Genomic DNA, 14,430 nt, shown 5'->3' on the forward strand with positions numbered 1-14,430 from the left:
CGCTTCTATTTCGAGAAACTATTTCGAGTCGTTCCTAAACGTCACTTGAGTGGGATTCTCAACCGTGCGCGATACCGTGCAGTCCTTCTCGTGGGAGATGCGGATCAGATTGTCCACCAGCTTGCGCGCTTGGTTGCCTTCCGGCGTATCTGGGAACGATAGATCGAAGCCCACTCGCACCTCCGATAGACGCGATGCACCATCTTCGTTTACGCGGTCACCTTCCACATGCACATCAAAAGATTCCGGCTCCGTGCGTCGGGATGTCACCACATCCACGTCCACCGCCGAACACCCCGCGACGGCAGCTAGCAAAAGCTCAACAGGGGAGAGGAGTCCCTCGCCACTGCCAAACTCAATGCTGGCTCCGGCTGAATTGGTAGCGCGGTATACGGCGGTATCGAGGCGGGTGAGGTCTATGGCGTATTGCTTTATTACTTCAGACATGTGGTCAGTTTAAGGCGAGGGATTAGGGCATTCGAGTGGGCCAGAGCGCACTCATCGGAATGTTCGCCTGTTCAGTGGTGATCTAGAAAGTCTGCGTATCGTGAGCTTCATAAAGGTGATTGCTATTTACGCGACGGAAACCATGTCTGATTGGGACTAAGCCTAACTCACAACTCAGGTAGCTGAAGCTGAGACCTAAGCACCGGGTCGCTTTAAGGTTTTGTTCGTTGGCGCATCTCCAGGCGCCGTTCGATCCAAAGGCGCAATCGAGGTGGTTCCAAGCTTGACCTTGCAGAACATTCAGAAACAGACCGATATTGCGACGTTCGTGGTGCCAAGAGCAGATACATACGTTGACGGGCACCAACAGCCGTTGGAGCCGATTAAGGTCTTAAATGAGAGCGAAGTGCTCTCGGTAGCAATCTGTGATGGGGCTTTGACCTTTGCTCGTGCTGAGGTGCTTGACCACTGCAAACACACTTCAATCGCGCAAGGCTTTCTTGCCTCAGTGAACTACGCCAACACTCAAGGATATAAAGAAGAAGCTGGATTTTTTGATGGTGGAGTGATTACAGGACCAGGCTTGGCTCCGGTGTCATTTACCGCCGCGGTATTGCGCGCGGCGGGCGTTTACCCAGATGATGTCGTGGACGCTTGGCTTCAATTGCATGGCAAAGAACAGAAGCGGCTTGACATTCGGCGCTTCTATTTCTCGGCGCAGGCCTATGAATATTTAGCTACCGAGCCTAATAGTCAACCGACTGGTTGATCGCAGCTTCAACCAGCCCTGCGATTCAAAGCGGGGACGAATGTAGAAAGATGAGTCCTTGGAGTATTTGATTCATCGCTAATCCGGCCGTGGCAGCGGTCGGGAAGGAGATTGACCATGAAATCTTTGTATTGGGCATCCATTTTCTACCTCGTGTTGGGCTTGGGCGCGGGCGTGTTCTACCGCGAATTCACGCGTGCCAATGACTTCCCCGCGGGCGAGTTTACCCAGCTAAGCGTGGCGCACACCCACTTGCTAGCGCTCGGTTTCATGATGAGCCTTATTTTCTTGGTATTGGAGAAGGTCTTCGGCCTGTCGCGCAGCCGCGGTCAGTTCAATGCGTTCTTCTGGCTCTATAACGTCGGCGTGGTCGTCACCGTTGGCGTCATGATCTGGCACGGATGCTTGACCGTCCTGGGGGAGGAGTCCTCTGCAATGATCTCTGGCATCGCTGGTCTCGGACATATCCTCATCACGGTGGGCCTTATCGCCTTCATTGCAGCACTTGGAAATGCCATCAGCGAGACCCAAGCGGCTAAGACTCAAGCAGTAAATGGTGACTAGAAATGAGCAAAGCTTCCACTGAAAACGCCGCGCCGCCGACACGGCGAGACTGGATAAGCCTTGCGATCCTTTCCGTGGGCCTAGGCATCATTGTTTTGGACGGCACCATCGTTGGTGTGGCGCTGCCGACGATTATTACTGATCTTGAGCTGGACCTAACCCAGGCACAATGGGTCAATAGTTTGTATGCGGTCCTACTTGCAGCGCTGTTGTTGTCCACAGGAAAGATTGCCGATAGTTGGGGTCGCAAGCGTGCATTTCTTCTAGGCCTTAGTGTCTTTGTCGTAGGCAGTGTGATGGCAGGGCTATCTGCGTCATCCGGCACCTTGATTTCTGCGCGTGCGGTACAAGCTGTCGGTGCGGCGCTAATCATGCCGTCCACATTGTCGACGGTAAATGCAGTCTTTCGCGGCAAATATCGTGCTGCAGCCTTCGGCGTGTGGGGTGCGGTCATTTCTGGCGCAGCTGCGGTTGGACCTCTAGCCGGCGGCGCGCTGACACAGTGGGCATCGTGGCACTGGATCTTTTGGGTCAATGTTCCCGTTGGCGTCATCATCGCTATCGGTGCGATCCTTACCGTGCGCGAGACCCGCAGCCCGAAAACGCTTCCAGGCATCGACGTGGACGGCGCGCAGCTGAGTGCTATTGCATTCGGTACCTTGGTCTTCGCAGTCATTGAGGCCCCGGACCTTGGCTGGTGGTCTCCCAAGGCGCCACTGCAGGTCTTCGCTTGGACCTGGCCGGATAGTGCCCCGGTCTCTCCGGTTCCGGTTGCATTGGCTATTTCGGCGCTTGGCTTCGCGCTTTTTATTCGGTGGGAACAGCACCGCAAGCGTCGTCACCGTTCAGCATTGCTGGACTTAGGCCTTTTTAATTACTCCACGTTCTCGTGGGGCAATATCACCGCCGGTGCGGTGGCCATAGGTGAGTTTGCGATCATTTTCATCTTGCCTCTGTACCTGATCAATGCATTAGACTTGAGCGTCATGTCCGCGGGTCTCGTTCTTGCCGCGATGGCAGTGGGTGCGTTCTCCTCTGGCGCAGCGGCACGCCACGTGGCAGCGTGTTTCGGCGCGCCGGGCACGGTGCTTATCGGGCTCGGGCTGGAGGTTGTTGGCGTGCTCATCATGGTTGCGCTTATGGGGCCTAATGCCAGCGGTTGGATCATTGCCTTGCCATTGACGCTTTACGGCTTGGGCTTAGGTTTTGCCTCCGCGCAGCTGACTGGCACGGTGCTCAGCGAGATTCCGGTGAATAGTTCCGGTCAGGCTTCGGCTACTCAGAGTACGGTCCGCCAGGTCGGTTCCGCGCTGGGCACCGCGGTTTCTGGGTCTGTATTTTCCATGGCCCTTGGGCTAACGCTGCCCAAAACGCTGGAGGCGGCCGGCATCATGGGGCCGGGTGCCGATGGCATAGCAGAAGCAACGCGCCAATCAGCTGGTTCCGCTATTACAGGACTGCGCGCTCAGGGTGGGCATAGTCCCTTTGGCGAGCAGACCAGCGTTGTGGTGCAGGCGCTTAGCGACGGCATGACCGACGCCGCCCGCTACTCCCTTCTTGCTGCGACCGCATTCCTGGCGTTGGGCTTTATTGGTGCGCTACAGGTTCGCCGTGCTGCGAACGAAGGCGAGGCTGCATAGCACGAAAAATTTAAATAACCGGAGTCTCAAGTAAAATCGACCTCTTCGGAGGGACGAACCCATAGACGAGCTTTGAAGCTCGAAAAGTTACCGTCCCGGCGGAAAGTTCACGATTGGATACATCCGCCGGGCTACCCTTTCTATTAGTTTTCTTCCAGCTGCCCAGTTTCGTTCGCCGACGCCGGTTGCGTCCACTAGCGTGGTGCATCTGTTACCCGGGTGAAGCTGTACACCATCAAGGCCGCAGCCCGGTGGCGTAGTTGCAAAGTGTAGTCACTTAGGGCGTAGGGCTTTTTCTAAACTCCGCAAGGGAAAGGACTCCTTCGCTGGGCGTAAGTGTTCTTTACGGCATCTTGGTGCCGCTGCTCGGAACGATAAGCCCTTGTGCTGACCGTCTGATCGAAGAAACCGGCACCCCAGAACAAAAAGCAACTGAGATGCCGGTTTGTCAACGATGTCGCGACTCATCTGTCAAATATGTCGCGACTCATGACAATGGTGCCCCAGAGTGGATTCGAACCACCGACACCGGCTTTAGGAGAGCCGTGCTCTATCCCCTGAGCTACTGGGGCGGGGTTGCGTGTGCAACTTGGCTAATCATAGCAGTGGGGCAGGAGCGCCCCGAAATGGCTGGGGTGTGGGTTAGCTTTCGGCCAATTCCTTCTGCTTATTGCGCACGGAGGAAGCTGGTGGGTTGGTCTCGTGGGTGCCGTCGGAGTAGAGGACAGTGGGGATGATGCGGTTGCCGTCGTTGACGGATTCGATCCAGGCATTGATGTCGTCGGCGTTTTCACCCTCGACGTCGACAAGCTCGTATGGAGTTTCGGTGCGGTCCAAGTTCTTGATGAGCTTGGCGCAGAAGGGGCACCAGTCGGCGTAGAAAATGGTGACGTCGGAGTTGGTTTCGGGGGTTTGTACAGTCATTAGGCTGTATCCTTTCGGTCGTAGGTTAAAAAGCGGTACTTGATGGGGAGGTCGCTGGCCTCTTTGTCCGGCAGCGCGAGGTGGCCCTTGGCGGAGGTGAGCCAGTCGGTGCTGTGGGCCAGGCCGAACTCCTCGGGGATGGCGGGGGCGTAGATGGATTTATCGCCGTAGGTGCTACCGATATTAACGCTCATGAGGGTGACCTCAATGCGGTCCACTTGGTCCAAAGTAGCGGTGTAGATTTGGCCGCCGCCGAGAACCCAGGCGTCGGAAAGCGAGGGCATCGCGGTAAGCACTTGGGCGCCGGCGGACCACTGGCCGGGGGTGCGGGAGGAGAGCACGTAGTTCTCGCGTCCGGGAAGCGGGCGGAACTTGGGGTTGAGGGACTCCCAGGTTTTCCGGCCCATGATGACCGGCGCGCCCATGGTTACGTCCTTGAAGTGCTTGAGATCCTCCGGCACGTGCCAGGGCATCTGCTCACCATCGCCAATGATGCCGTCCAGGGACTGTGCCCAGATTGCGCCCAACATTAGACGGACACCTGCGCCTTGATGGTGGGGTGGGGGTCGTAGCCCTCAATCTCAAAATCGGTGAAGTCATAGGAGAACATGTCTTCCGCCTTGTGGAGGTTGAGTTGCGGGTAGGGGCGCGGCTCGCGGGAAAGCTGTTCTTTGACCTGCTCCACATGGTCGTTATAGATATGGCAATCGCCGCCGGTCCAGATGAGCTCGCCCACCTTGAGGCCAGCCTGCTGGGCAAACATGTGGGTCAGCGCCGCGTAGGAGGCGATATTAAAGGGAACGCCCAAAAACATATCGGCCGAGCGCTGATAGACCTGCATAGACAAGGTGCCATCGGCCACGTAGAGCTGGAAGAGCAGGTGGCAGGGCATCAGAGCCATCCTGTCTAGCTCCGCGACGTTCCATGCAGAGACCAAGTTGCGGCGGGAATCCGGGTTATTCTTCAGAGTGTCGAGCGCCTGCTGGATCTGATCGATGTGCTGCCCGTCCGGGGTGGGCCAGGAGCGCCACTGCACGCCGTAGACCGGTCCTAGCTCGCCGTTCTCATCCGCCCATTCGTTCCAGATGCGGACCTTATTGTCCTGCAGGAACTTAATATTGGACTCGCCTTTGAGGAACCACAAAAGCTCGCCCAACACCGCATGGAAGTAGACCTTCTTGGTGGTCAGCAGCGGGAAGGACTCGGCCAAGTTATAGCGCAGCTGCGCACCAAAAATAGAACGCGTGCCGGTGCCGGTGCGATCGCCTTTGGGGGTGCCGGTCTCTAGGACCTTCTTCAGCAGATCCTCATACGGGGTCTCAATCATGCGCACTAGTTTAGAATACGCCGTGCTCCGCGGCAAAGGCCTGGGCGTGCTCCAAGATTTCATCCTTCAGCTCGGGGCGGCAGATGAGGATGTCCGGGATGAAGGTGTCCTCATTATTGAAGCGGATTTCGGAGCCGTCGAGGCGGCAGCAGTGCAGGCCGGCCGCCTGGGCGACGCCCACCGGAGCGGCCTGATCCCACTCGTACTGGCCACCGGCGTGGATATAGCCGTCATAATCGCCGAGCAGCACGTGCATGGCCTTGGCGCCCGCAGAGCCGACGCCCACGATTTCATAGCCCATTTTCTCCGCAATGTAGTCGGCTACCTTGGGCGGGCGATTGCGGGAGACAACGAACTTCTTGGACAGCGGGCCGGTGACCGCCCGGACGTCCGAGGACTTAAAAGTAACGCCGAGATCCGGCAGGCCTACCGCCGCGTGGATGGGGATACCGTTTTCTACTAGGGCGATGTGCACGGCCCAGTCCTGGCGGCCGGTGGCGAATTCCTTGGTGCCGTCGAGCGGGTCCACGATCCATACGCGGTCCTTCTTCAAACGGGCTAGGTCATCGGAGGCTTCCTCAGAGAGCATGCCGTCCTGGGGACGGTGCTGCTCGAGGACGCGGGAGATCCATTCTTGGGCGGCTTCATCGCCGGCGTCGCCAAGCGAAAGGCCCCGTAGCAGGCCCCCGTTGCGCACGCCTTTCAGGATCTCACCGCAGCCCTGGGCGAGGGAATTGGTCAGGCGGGAATCAGAAATCTCGACGGTCATGGTGCCCACATTACAACGCGGACTAGAGTGTGGGCATGCCAGAAAACATCCTCGACCGCTTCCGGCCCCAAGTAGCGCAGTGGTTTAAGGATGTATTTGCTGCTCCTACCGCCGTGCAGGCGCAGGCCTGGGAGAAGATTTCCCGTGGCGAGCACGCCCTTGTGGTGGCTCCTACCGGTTCTGGTAAGACGCTCGCCGCGTTCTTGTGGGCGCTGAATAATTTGGTCGAGCGCGAGGGGCAGCTGGCGCTGCCGGTGGGGTCAGGGACAACTGGATCCGCCGCCGGGGTGAAGGTGCTGTATATCTCGCCGCTCAAGGCGCTGGGCGTGGACGTGGAAAATAACCTGCGCGCCCCGCTGACCGGCATCGCGCGCACTGCGGAGAACCTAGGGCTGGAGGTGCCGGATATATCGGTAGGCGTGCGCTCGGGCGATACGCCTTCCGCGGAGCGTGCGCAGCAGGTGCGCACGCCGCCGGATATCTTGATTACCACCCCGGAGTCGGCCTATTTGATGCTGACCTCCAAGGCGGCGGGGATTTTAAAGACGGTGGATACCGTCATCATCGATGAGATCCATGCCCTAGCCGGTACCAAGCGCGGCGTGCATCTGGCTCTGACTTTGGAGCGCCTGCAGCAGGTGGCAGGAGACTTCCAGCGCATTGGACTTTCCGCCACCGTGCGGCCGCTGTCTGCGGTATCAAACTTCTTGGGCGGCAACCGGCCGGTGGAAATTGTGGCGCCGGCCGCGGAGAAGAAGTGGCAGCTGGACGTGCATGTGCCGGTGGAGGATATGTCCGATCTCCCCACGCCGGAGCAAGGCTCCACCATTGGGGAGATGACGGTGGATGATGCGATTGGCATCAGCTCTCCTTCCGTGGATGAATCCGCGCTGCCCACGGCCAAGTCCATCTGGCCGTTTATTGAGGATGACCTCTATGCGGAAATCATGGCGCATCGCTCCACGTTGGTATTTGTCAACTCCCGCCGCACAGCCGAGCGGCTGACCAGCCGGCTCAATGAGCTCTATGCACAAGAGCACGATCCGGATTCGCTCTCGCCTGAGACTCGGCGCGACCCAGCCCAACTGATGAAACAGGTCGACGTCGCCGGCAAGGCCCCGGCGGTCATCGCCCGCGCCCACCACGGCTCGGTATCCAAGGACGAGCGGGCGATGACAGAGACGATGCTGAAGGAGGGCACGCTCAAGGCCGTGGTGGCCACAAGCTCGCTGGAGCTGGGCATCGATATGGGTGCCGTGGAGCTAGTCGTGCAGGTGGAATCGCCGCCCTCCGTGGCCTCCGGGCTGCAGCGCGTGGGCCGCGCCGGGCACTTTGTGGGCGCGGTTTCGCACGGCTCCTTTTATCCCAAGCACCGCGCGGATCTGGTGCAGTCCACGCTGACGGTATCGCGCATGCGCGCCGGGCTCATTGAGGAAATGCATACCCCGCGCAACCCGCTGGACGTACTGGCGCAGCAGACAGTGGCGGCCGTGGCCGCGGCCGGCGAGGACGGGCTCGATGCCGATGAGTGGTACGAGATGGTCCGCCGGGCCTGGCCCTACCGCGATCTAGCGCGGGAAGTCTATGACTCCGTGCTGGACTTGGTAAGCGGTGTGTATCCGTCCACGGACTTTGCGGAACTTAAACCCCGCGTGGTCTATGACCGTGTGACGGGAGTAATGACCGCGCGGCCTGGCGCCCAGCGCGTGGCCGTGACCAGTGGCGGCACGATTCCGGATAGGGGCATGTTTGGCGTATTCCTCTATACCGGTTCGGGCGAGGGCTCCGGTGGTGCTCCGCGCCGGGTGGGCGAGCTGGATGAGGAGATGGTCTACGAGTCCCGGGTGGGCGATGTGTTTACCTTGGGCGCTACCAGTTGGCGCATCGAGGACATCACTCGCGACCAGGTGTTGGTCACGCCCGCACCGGGGCATACCGGGCGCCTGCCGTTTTGGAATGGCGATGGCGCGGGCCGCCCCTATGAGCTGGGCAAGGCGTTGGGCGAGTACCGCCGCGAGGTATTTTCGTCGCCGGATATCATTGCAGATGCCGATGATAATGCGCGCTCCAATATCGTGGCCTATTTGCAGGAGCAGAATGAAGCCACCGGTGTCATCCCGGATGAAAAGACTTTGGTGCTTGAGCGCTTCCGCGATGAGCTAGGCGATTGGCGTGTGGTGCTGCATACCCCGTTTGGCCGGCCGGTCAACTCCGCGTGGGCGTTAGCGGTGGGGGCCAGGGTAGGCGAGCGCACCGGCATGGATCCGCAGGCCGTGGCCGGTGATGACGGCATCGTGCTGCGCCTGCCGGAAGCAGAATCCGAGCCCGATGGAGCCATTTTTGCCTTCGACGCGGATGAGATTGCCGATATCGTGGCCGAGCAAGTGGGCAATTCTGCGCTCTTTGCCTCCCGCTTCCGCGAGTGCGCGGCCCGCGCGCTGCTTTTGCCCAGGCGCAATCCCGGCAAGCGCGCGCCGCTGTGGCAGCAGCGCCAGCGTGCCGAGCAGCTTTTGGACGTCGCCCGCAAGTACCCGTCCTTTCCCATCATCTTGGAGACGGTGCGCGAGTGTGTGCAGGACGTCTACGATGTCCCAGCTCTTACGGAAGTCATGCGGGAGCTGGGGCACCGCCGCATCCGCATCGCGGAGGTCACCACCGAGCAGCCTTCGCCCTTTGCCTCCTCGCTGCTGTTTAACTACACCGGCGCATTCATGTACGAGGGCGATTCCCCGTTGGCGGAAAAGCGCGCGGCCGCCTTGGCCCTCGATCCAGCGCTTCTAGCCAAGCTCCTCGGTACGGTGGAGCTGCGCGAGTTGCTCGATCCAGAGATCATCGCCGAGGTCCATGCCCAGTTGCAGCGCACCGATCCCTCGCGTCGGGCCCGCACCACCGAGGAGGTTGCGGACCTGCTTCGCGTGCTCGGGCCGATTCCCGTCGACGAGCTGGGCGAGCACACCGACGTGCCGCTATCCGCCCTGGACCAGCTGGGCACTCGGATTATGCGCGTGCGCATTGGCGGGCGCGAGCACCTAGCGCAAGCGCAGGATGCGCCCCTGCTTCGCGACGCCCTGGGTATCCCCATTCCTCCCGGCATCCCTGCCCAAGTGGCCACTATTTCCGATGCCTTGCCGCAGCTGGTCTCGCGCTGGGCGCGCACCCGTGGTCCGTTTGTGCTGCGCGATCTCACCGCGGCCTTCGACATATCCGTCTCCGCCGCGCACACCGTCCTCGGTGCGCTCGATGGGGTAGTGGAAGGCCGTTACCGGCAGGGAGTGGAGGAGCAGGAGTACTGCGCCGCCGCGGTGCTGAAGACCATTCGCTCGCGCTCGCTCGCCGCCGCGCGGGCTGCTACCGAGCCGGTCTCGGGCGCTACCTTCGCCCGTTTCTTGCCGGAGTGGCATAGCATCGCACCGGCCGGAAAGCGCCCGGCCCTGCGCGGTGCCGATGGCGTCTTTTCCGTCATCGAGCAGCTCGCCGGGGTGCGCCTGCCTGCCTCTGCGTGGGAATCGCTCATCCTGCCCGCCCGGGTGGGCGATTATTCACCCACCATGCTCGATGAGCTCACTTCCAATGGCGAGGTGCTCATTGTGGGTGCTGGCAAGGCCGGCGCGGCCGACCCCTGGATCATGCTGTTGCCCTCAGACTATGCTGCTCAACTCGCTCCGGAAACGGATGCTGAGGGCGTCAGCATGGTGCAGCGCTCCATCCTCGATGTCCTCGGCCGCGGCGGTGGCTTCCTCTTTGCCGATATTGCCGCCGAGGCCCCCGGGACCACCGAGGAGACCCGCGAGGCCCTCTGGGGGTTAGTAGAGATGGGCCTGGTGAGTCCCGATTCTTTCGCGCCTATTCGCACCCGACTGTCTTCCGGCGGTTCCCGCTCGGGCCGCACCGCGCATCGCTCGAAGCGGCGGCCCACTCGCTCCCGCCTGCGCATGGGTCGTACCTCCTTCGCCCAGGCGCAGAATGCCGCGGGCGCGGGGACCCCGCCCGATGTCATGGGCCGGTGGTCGCTCGCGGTACCAGCCTCTACCGATGCCACCTCCCGGTCCGTCGCCCACGGCGAGGCCTGGCTCGACCGCTACGGCGTGCTCACCCGCGGCTCCGTCGTGGCCGAGGATGTGCTCGGCGGTTTCGCGCTGGCCTATAAGGTGCTCTCCGGTTTTGAGGAATCCGGCAAGGCCATGCGCGGCTACGTCATCGATGGGCTCGGCGCTGCGCAATTCTCGACCCCCGCCATCATCGACCGCCTGCGCGGCTTGGCCGATTCCCCGGATGTTACCGGTTGGCCGTCTGGTACCACCGAGCCCGAGACCTTTGTCCTCGCCGCCTGCGACCCGGCCAATCCCTACGGTGCGGCCCTGCCGTGGCCGCAGCGCGACGACGCCGACGGCAAAGCCACCGGCGGGCCCACCCGTTCGGCCGGTGCGCTGGTAGTGCTTATCGACGGCCTACCCATCGCCCACCTCACCCGCGGCGGCAAAACCCTCACCACCTTTATCGAATCGCTGCCCGATGGCATCGACCCCGCCGAGGTATATCCCCGCTTGGTTTCCGCGCTCACGGACATGGTGGCGAGGGGAGCGCTGTCCCCGTTGGTCGTCGAAAAGTGCAATGGCAGCCCCATCCATAAAACCGATGCGGCGGCCCACCTGCGCGACGCCGGCGCCGGGATTACGCCTAAGGGCGTGCGCATCTCCGCCCGCGCCGCCGCTCCGCGCACCCCGCGCGCAGGACGCCGGGCCTCCGAGGCCATCGAAGAGCTCAGCTTTGATGATCCGCCGCCCGCTCCGCGCAATAATGGAAGCTTCCGCCCGCGCGGCGGGTACCGCCGCTAAAGCCACCTAGGAGGTGTTATGCCCGAAGGCGATTCCGTCCTGCAGCTATCCAACCGACTGCAGTTCATGGCCGGCCGCGAGGTGACCGGTTGCTCTGTGCGCGTGCCACGCTATGCCACCGTTCACCTCGACGGCATGGTGTGCGAGCGCGTCTGGCCCTATGGCAAGCACCTCTTCATGCAATTCGACCAGACCATCGTGCACACCCACCTCAAGATGGACGGCACTTGGGCCATCCACTACGCAGGCGATCGCTGGCGCAAGCCTGGGCATACCGCCCGCATCGTGCTGCAGCTGGCCAACTCCCCGCGCGATATCGAGGTCGTTGGCCACCAGTTGGGCTTTGTGGACATCTATCCCGCTGACCACTACCACCAGCGCATCGCTCACCTCGGCCCGGATATTCTCGACCCCGACTGGGACCGCGAGGAGGCCCTGCGCCGGCTTAACTCCCAGCCGCAGCGAGCCATCGGAGCGGCGCTGCTAGACCAAAAAGTCGTAGCGGGGATCGGCAATGAATACCGCGCCGAGGCGTGTTTCTTGGCCGGCGTGCACCCGGCCACACCGGTGGCCGAGGTAGATACCGACCGCATCCTCGATATCTCTCGGCGCATCATGTGGGGCAACCGCGCCTCCCCGGTGCGCGTAACCACGGGGGTGCGCCGCGCCGGGGAGACCACCTATGTCTTCGGCCGCAATCGCAAGCGCTGTCGTCGCTGCGGCACGTTCATCACCAAGGGCGCGCTCGGCGGGGTGGACCGCGGAGGTGATGAAGGTGAACTCGAGCGCATCATCTGGTGGTGCCCGCATTGCCAGCCTTTTCACCCCGCGCAGTAAGACGACCGCGCTAGTGTGGGGGACATGCGTACCTTTCTTAACATCATTTGGTTCATCACCGGCGGGTTCCTCCTAGCCTTGGCCTACTTCATCTTTGGCATCATCGCCTGCATCTTCATCGTCACCATCCCCGCGGGCGTCGCATCGTTCCGCATGGCTAATTTCGCCCTGTGGCCATTTGGCCGCTCGGTGGTGCAGCCGGTAAAGGGCAGCGGCTCCATGTCCACCTTTTCCAACGTCGTCTGGTTCGTGGTCGCCGGCCTGTGGCTGGCCATTGGCCACGTCACCACCGCGGCGGCACAGGTAGTGACCATCGTGGGCATCCCAGCCGCGCTGGCCAACCTGAAGATGATCCCGGTGACCTGCTTCCCGTTCGGCCGCAAGATTGTGGACTCTGATCACATCCCATTCGGCTGGGAGCCGATGGTCAAGCTCTAAACCGCATTCCGCTGACAAAACAAGCACGTTCTGCCTAATGTTCCTTTGATTTGGGGCAGAACGTGCTTGTTTTACATCGCCGTGGGGCAAGCGAGGCCATAAAGCAGCCGCGTTATCCGCCTCGCCGAGTAGGTGAGAGGGGATAACGCGGCTCAAAGTGTGCCTTTAGCGGTTGGAGCGGTACCAACCGATGAGCTCATCGGTGGACTGGTCGCCGGAGTTGGCGGCCTCAGCGCCGGAGACGGCCGGCGCCAGGTCATTAGCCTGCTGCTTGCCCAGCTCCACGCCCCACTGGTCGAAGGAGTTGATATCCCAGATAACGCCCTGGGTGAACACGATGTGCTCGTAGAGCGCGATGAGCGCGCCGAGGGTCTGCGGGGTGAGTTCCTCGGCCAGGATGGTGGTGGTCGGGCGGTTGCCCGGCATGACCTTGTGCGGCACGACGGCCTCGTCTACGCCCTCGGCCGCGATTTCTTCTGCGGTCTTGCCAAAGGCCAGCACCTTGGTCTGGGCAAAGAAGTTGCCCATGAGCAGGTCATGCATGGAACCAGAGCCATCGGCGGTGGGGAAGTCCTGCTTCGGGCGGGCAAACCCGATGAAGTCCGCCGGGATGAGGCGGGTTCCTTGGTGCATGAGTTGGAAGAAGGCGTGCTGGCCATTGGTGCCCGGCTCGCCCCAGTAGATTTCCCCGGTGGATGGGGCGGTAACCGCGGTGCCGTCGCGGCGCACGGACTTGCCATTGGATTCCATGGTCAGCTGCTGCAGGTAGGCCGGGAAGCGGCCGAGGTCCTGGGAGTAGGGGAGCACGGCGTGGGTCTGGGCGCCGAAGAAGTTGGTGTACCAGACCCCCAAGAGACCCATGAGCGCGGGGACGTTTTCTTCCAGTGGGGTGGTGCGGAAGTGCTCGTCCATGGCGTGGAAACCCTCGAGGAAGCGCATAAAGTCCATCGGGCCAATGGTGCACATGAGGGACAGGCCGATGGCGCAATCCACGGAGTAGCGGCCGCCGACCCAATTCCAGAACGGGAACATGTTCTCGGTATCGATGCCGAACTCGGCTACCTTCTCCGCATTGGTGGACACGGCGACGAAGTGCTTGGCTACGGCGGATTCGTCACCATCGAATTGCTCGATGAGCCAGCGGCGCGCGGCGTGCGCATTGGTTAGCGTCTCCTGGGTGGTAAACGTCTTGGACGCGATGATGAATAGGGTAGATTCTGCATCCAGGCCATCGAGTGTGGCGGCCATATCGGCCGGGTCAACGTTGGAGACGAATTCGGCGGAGATGCCGGCGACCTCATAGGAGCGCAGTGCCTTGGCCGCCATCGCTGGTCCGAGGTCGGAGCCACCGATGCCGATATTGACTACCTTTTTGATGGTGTGGCCGGTATGCCCGAGCCACGAGCCGGAGCGCAGCGCGGTGGCGAAATCGCGCATGCGGCCTAAGACCTCGTGGACATCGGCGGCGACGTCCTGGCCGTCAACGCTCAAGTCATCTTCGGCCGGGATGCGCAATGCGGTGTGCAGCACGGCGCGATCCTCGGTGTTATTGATGTGCTCGCCGGCGAACATGGCATCGCGGCGGGCCTCAAGGTCGGCGGCCTTGGCTACTTCCACCAGCTGCTTGACGACGTCCCCGTCGATCAGATTCTTCGATAGATCGACGTGCAGGCCGGCGGCGTCGAAAGTGAAGTTGCGGGCGCGGTCTGCATCGGCGGCGAAAAGCTCGCGGAGGTTGAGGTCCTTTTTATCCTCATATACTTTCGCGAGCTCGCTCCACTGGGCAGATGCGGTGATATCCATGATGGTTGGCCTTTCTGGCAACTAGCGCATTGGCAACATTTACCCCTCCCACCGTAGTCCAGAAAGCACTACCGCGT

General features: G+C 61.5%; 12 protein-coding genes and 1 tRNA gene. 6 read left to right on the forward strand and 7 right to left on the reverse strand.

Features of this window, described 5'->3' with window-relative positions; all coding sequences use genetic code 11:
- Positions 1-18 precede the first annotated feature (18 nt).
- Positions 19-447, reverse strand: a complete 429-nt coding sequence (locus QP971_RS05280) for an OsmC family protein (RefSeq protein WP_284811070.1) — start codon at positions 445-447, stop codon at positions 19-21.
- Between the two features lie 271 nt (positions 448-718).
- Here QP971_RS05280 and QP971_RS05285 point away from each other — a divergent pair, with 271 nt between their 5' ends.
- From QP971_RS05285 to QP971_RS05295, 3 genes are all read left to right on the forward strand, one after another.
- Entirely contained in the window at positions 719-1,216 is a 498-nt protein-coding gene (locus QP971_RS05285; protein ID WP_431831074.1) for a type 1 glutamine amidotransferase family protein, read from the forward strand.
- Positions 1,217-1,333: 117 nt separating this feature from the next.
- A complete protein-coding gene (locus tag QP971_RS05290; protein ID WP_284811068.1) occupies positions 1,334-1,780 on the forward strand; it encodes a DUF2871 domain-containing protein in 447 nt (148 codons plus the stop codon).
- A gap of 2 nt (positions 1,781-1,782) precedes the next feature.
- Positions 1,783-3,420, forward strand: coding sequence for an MFS transporter (locus tag QP971_RS05295; RefSeq protein WP_284811067.1), 1,638 nt, complete (start codon positions 1,783-1,785; stop codon positions 3,418-3,420).
- 496 nt (positions 3,421-3,916) lie between these two features.
- Here QP971_RS05295 and QP971_RS05300 read toward each other — a convergent pair.
- The 5 genes from QP971_RS05300 to QP971_RS05320 form a co-directional block, all read right to left on the reverse strand.
- Positions 3,917-3,992, reverse strand: a tRNA-Arg gene (locus tag QP971_RS05300).
- A 70-nt stretch (positions 3,993-4,062) separates the two neighbouring features.
- Entirely contained in the window at positions 4,063-4,344 is a 282-nt protein-coding gene (locus QP971_RS05305) for a glutaredoxin domain-containing protein (RefSeq protein WP_284811066.1), read from the reverse strand.
- The gene (locus tag QP971_RS05310) at positions 4,344-4,874 is read right to left on the reverse strand and encodes a dihydrofolate reductase (RefSeq protein ID WP_284811065.1); all 531 of its coding nucleotides are present in this window, start codon (positions 4,872-4,874) and stop codon (positions 4,344-4,346) included. The genes QP971_RS05305 and QP971_RS05310 overlap by 1 nt, the downstream gene beginning before the upstream one ends.
- Positions 4,874-5,671 carry a thymidylate synthase gene (locus QP971_RS05315; protein ID WP_284767722.1) on the reverse strand — a complete coding sequence of 266 codons (798 nt, stop codon included), beginning with the start codon at positions 5,669-5,671 and terminating at the stop codon, positions 4,874-4,876. Before QP971_RS05315 ends, QP971_RS05310 begins: the two co-directional genes overlap by 1 nt.
- A 10-nt stretch (positions 5,672-5,681) precedes the next feature.
- Positions 5,682-6,440, reverse strand: a complete 759-nt coding sequence (locus QP971_RS05320; protein WP_284767721.1) for a 3'(2'),5'-bisphosphate nucleotidase CysQ — start codon at positions 6,438-6,440, stop codon at positions 5,682-5,684.
- A gap of 35 nt (positions 6,441-6,475) precedes the next feature.
- Here QP971_RS05320 and QP971_RS05325 point away from each other — a divergent pair, with 35 nt between their 5' ends.
- From QP971_RS05325 to QP971_RS05335, 3 genes are read left to right on the forward strand one after another with little or no spacing between them, the layout of a single operon-like run.
- A complete protein-coding gene (locus QP971_RS05325; protein WP_284811064.1) occupies positions 6,476-11,275 on the forward strand; it encodes an ATP-dependent helicase in 4,800 nt (1,599 codons plus the stop codon).
- A gap of 18 nt (positions 11,276-11,293) precedes the next feature.
- Positions 11,294-12,112 carry a DNA-formamidopyrimidine glycosylase family protein gene (locus QP971_RS05330; protein ID WP_284767719.1) on the forward strand — a complete coding sequence of 273 codons (819 nt, stop codon included), beginning with the start codon at positions 11,294-11,296 and terminating at the stop codon, positions 12,110-12,112.
- Positions 12,113-12,136: 24 nt separating this feature from the next.
- The gene (locus QP971_RS05335) at positions 12,137-12,550 is read left to right on the forward strand and encodes a YccF domain-containing protein (RefSeq protein ID WP_049377693.1); all 414 of its coding nucleotides are present in this window, start codon (positions 12,137-12,139) and stop codon (positions 12,548-12,550) included.
- Between the two features lie 165 nt (positions 12,551-12,715).
- Here the strand turns inward: QP971_RS05335 and pgi are convergent, their stop codons facing one another.
- Positions 12,716-14,353, reverse strand: coding sequence for a glucose-6-phosphate isomerase (pgi, locus tag QP971_RS05340; RefSeq protein WP_284767718.1), 1,638 nt, complete (start codon positions 14,351-14,353; stop codon positions 12,716-12,718).
- Between the last annotated feature and the right edge of the window lie 77 nt (positions 14,354-14,430).

It is taken from the genome of Corynebacterium marquesiae (genome assembly GCF_030229635.1).
Classification (GTDB): Bacteria; Actinomycetota; Actinomycetes; order Mycobacteriales; family Mycobacteriaceae; genus Corynebacterium; species Corynebacterium marquesiae.

Coding starts and splice junctions, on each gene's coding strand:
- QP971_RS05280 (WP_284811070.1), bottom strand. CDS start 447: ATGTCTGAAGTAATAAAGCAATACGCCATAGACCTCACCCGCCTCGAT.
- QP971_RS05290 (WP_284811068.1), top strand. CDS start 1,334: ATGAAATCTTTGTATTGGGCATCCATTTTCTACCTCGTGTTGGGCTTG.
- QP971_RS05295 (WP_284811067.1), top strand. CDS start 1,783: ATGAGCAAAGCTTCCACTGAAAACGCCGCGCCGCCGACACGGCGAGAC.
- QP971_RS05305 (WP_284811066.1), bottom strand. CDS start 4,344: ATGACTGTACAAACCCCCGAAACCAACTCCGACGTCACCATTTTCTAC.
- QP971_RS05310 (WP_284811065.1), bottom strand. CDS start 4,874: ATGTTGGGCGCAATCTGGGCACAGTCCCTGGACGGCATCATTGGCGAT.
- QP971_RS05315 (WP_284767722.1), bottom strand. CDS start 5,671: ATGATTGAGACCCCGTATGAGGATCTGCTGAAGAAGGTCCTAGAGACC.
- QP971_RS05320 (WP_284767721.1), bottom strand. CDS start 6,440: ATGACCGTCGAGATTTCTGATTCCCGCCTGACCAATTCCCTCGCCCAG.
- QP971_RS05325 (WP_284811064.1), top strand. CDS start 6,476: ATGCCAGAAAACATCCTCGACCGCTTCCGGCCCCAAGTAGCGCAGTGG.
- QP971_RS05330 (WP_284767719.1), top strand. CDS start 11,294: ATGCCCGAAGGCGATTCCGTCCTGCAGCTATCCAACCGACTGCAGTTC.
- QP971_RS05335 (WP_049377693.1), top strand. CDS start 12,137: ATGCGTACCTTTCTTAACATCATTTGGTTCATCACCGGCGGGTTCCTC.
- pgi (WP_284767718.1), bottom strand. CDS start 14,353: ATGGATATCACCGCATCTGCCCAGTGGAGCGAGCTCGCGAAAGTATAT.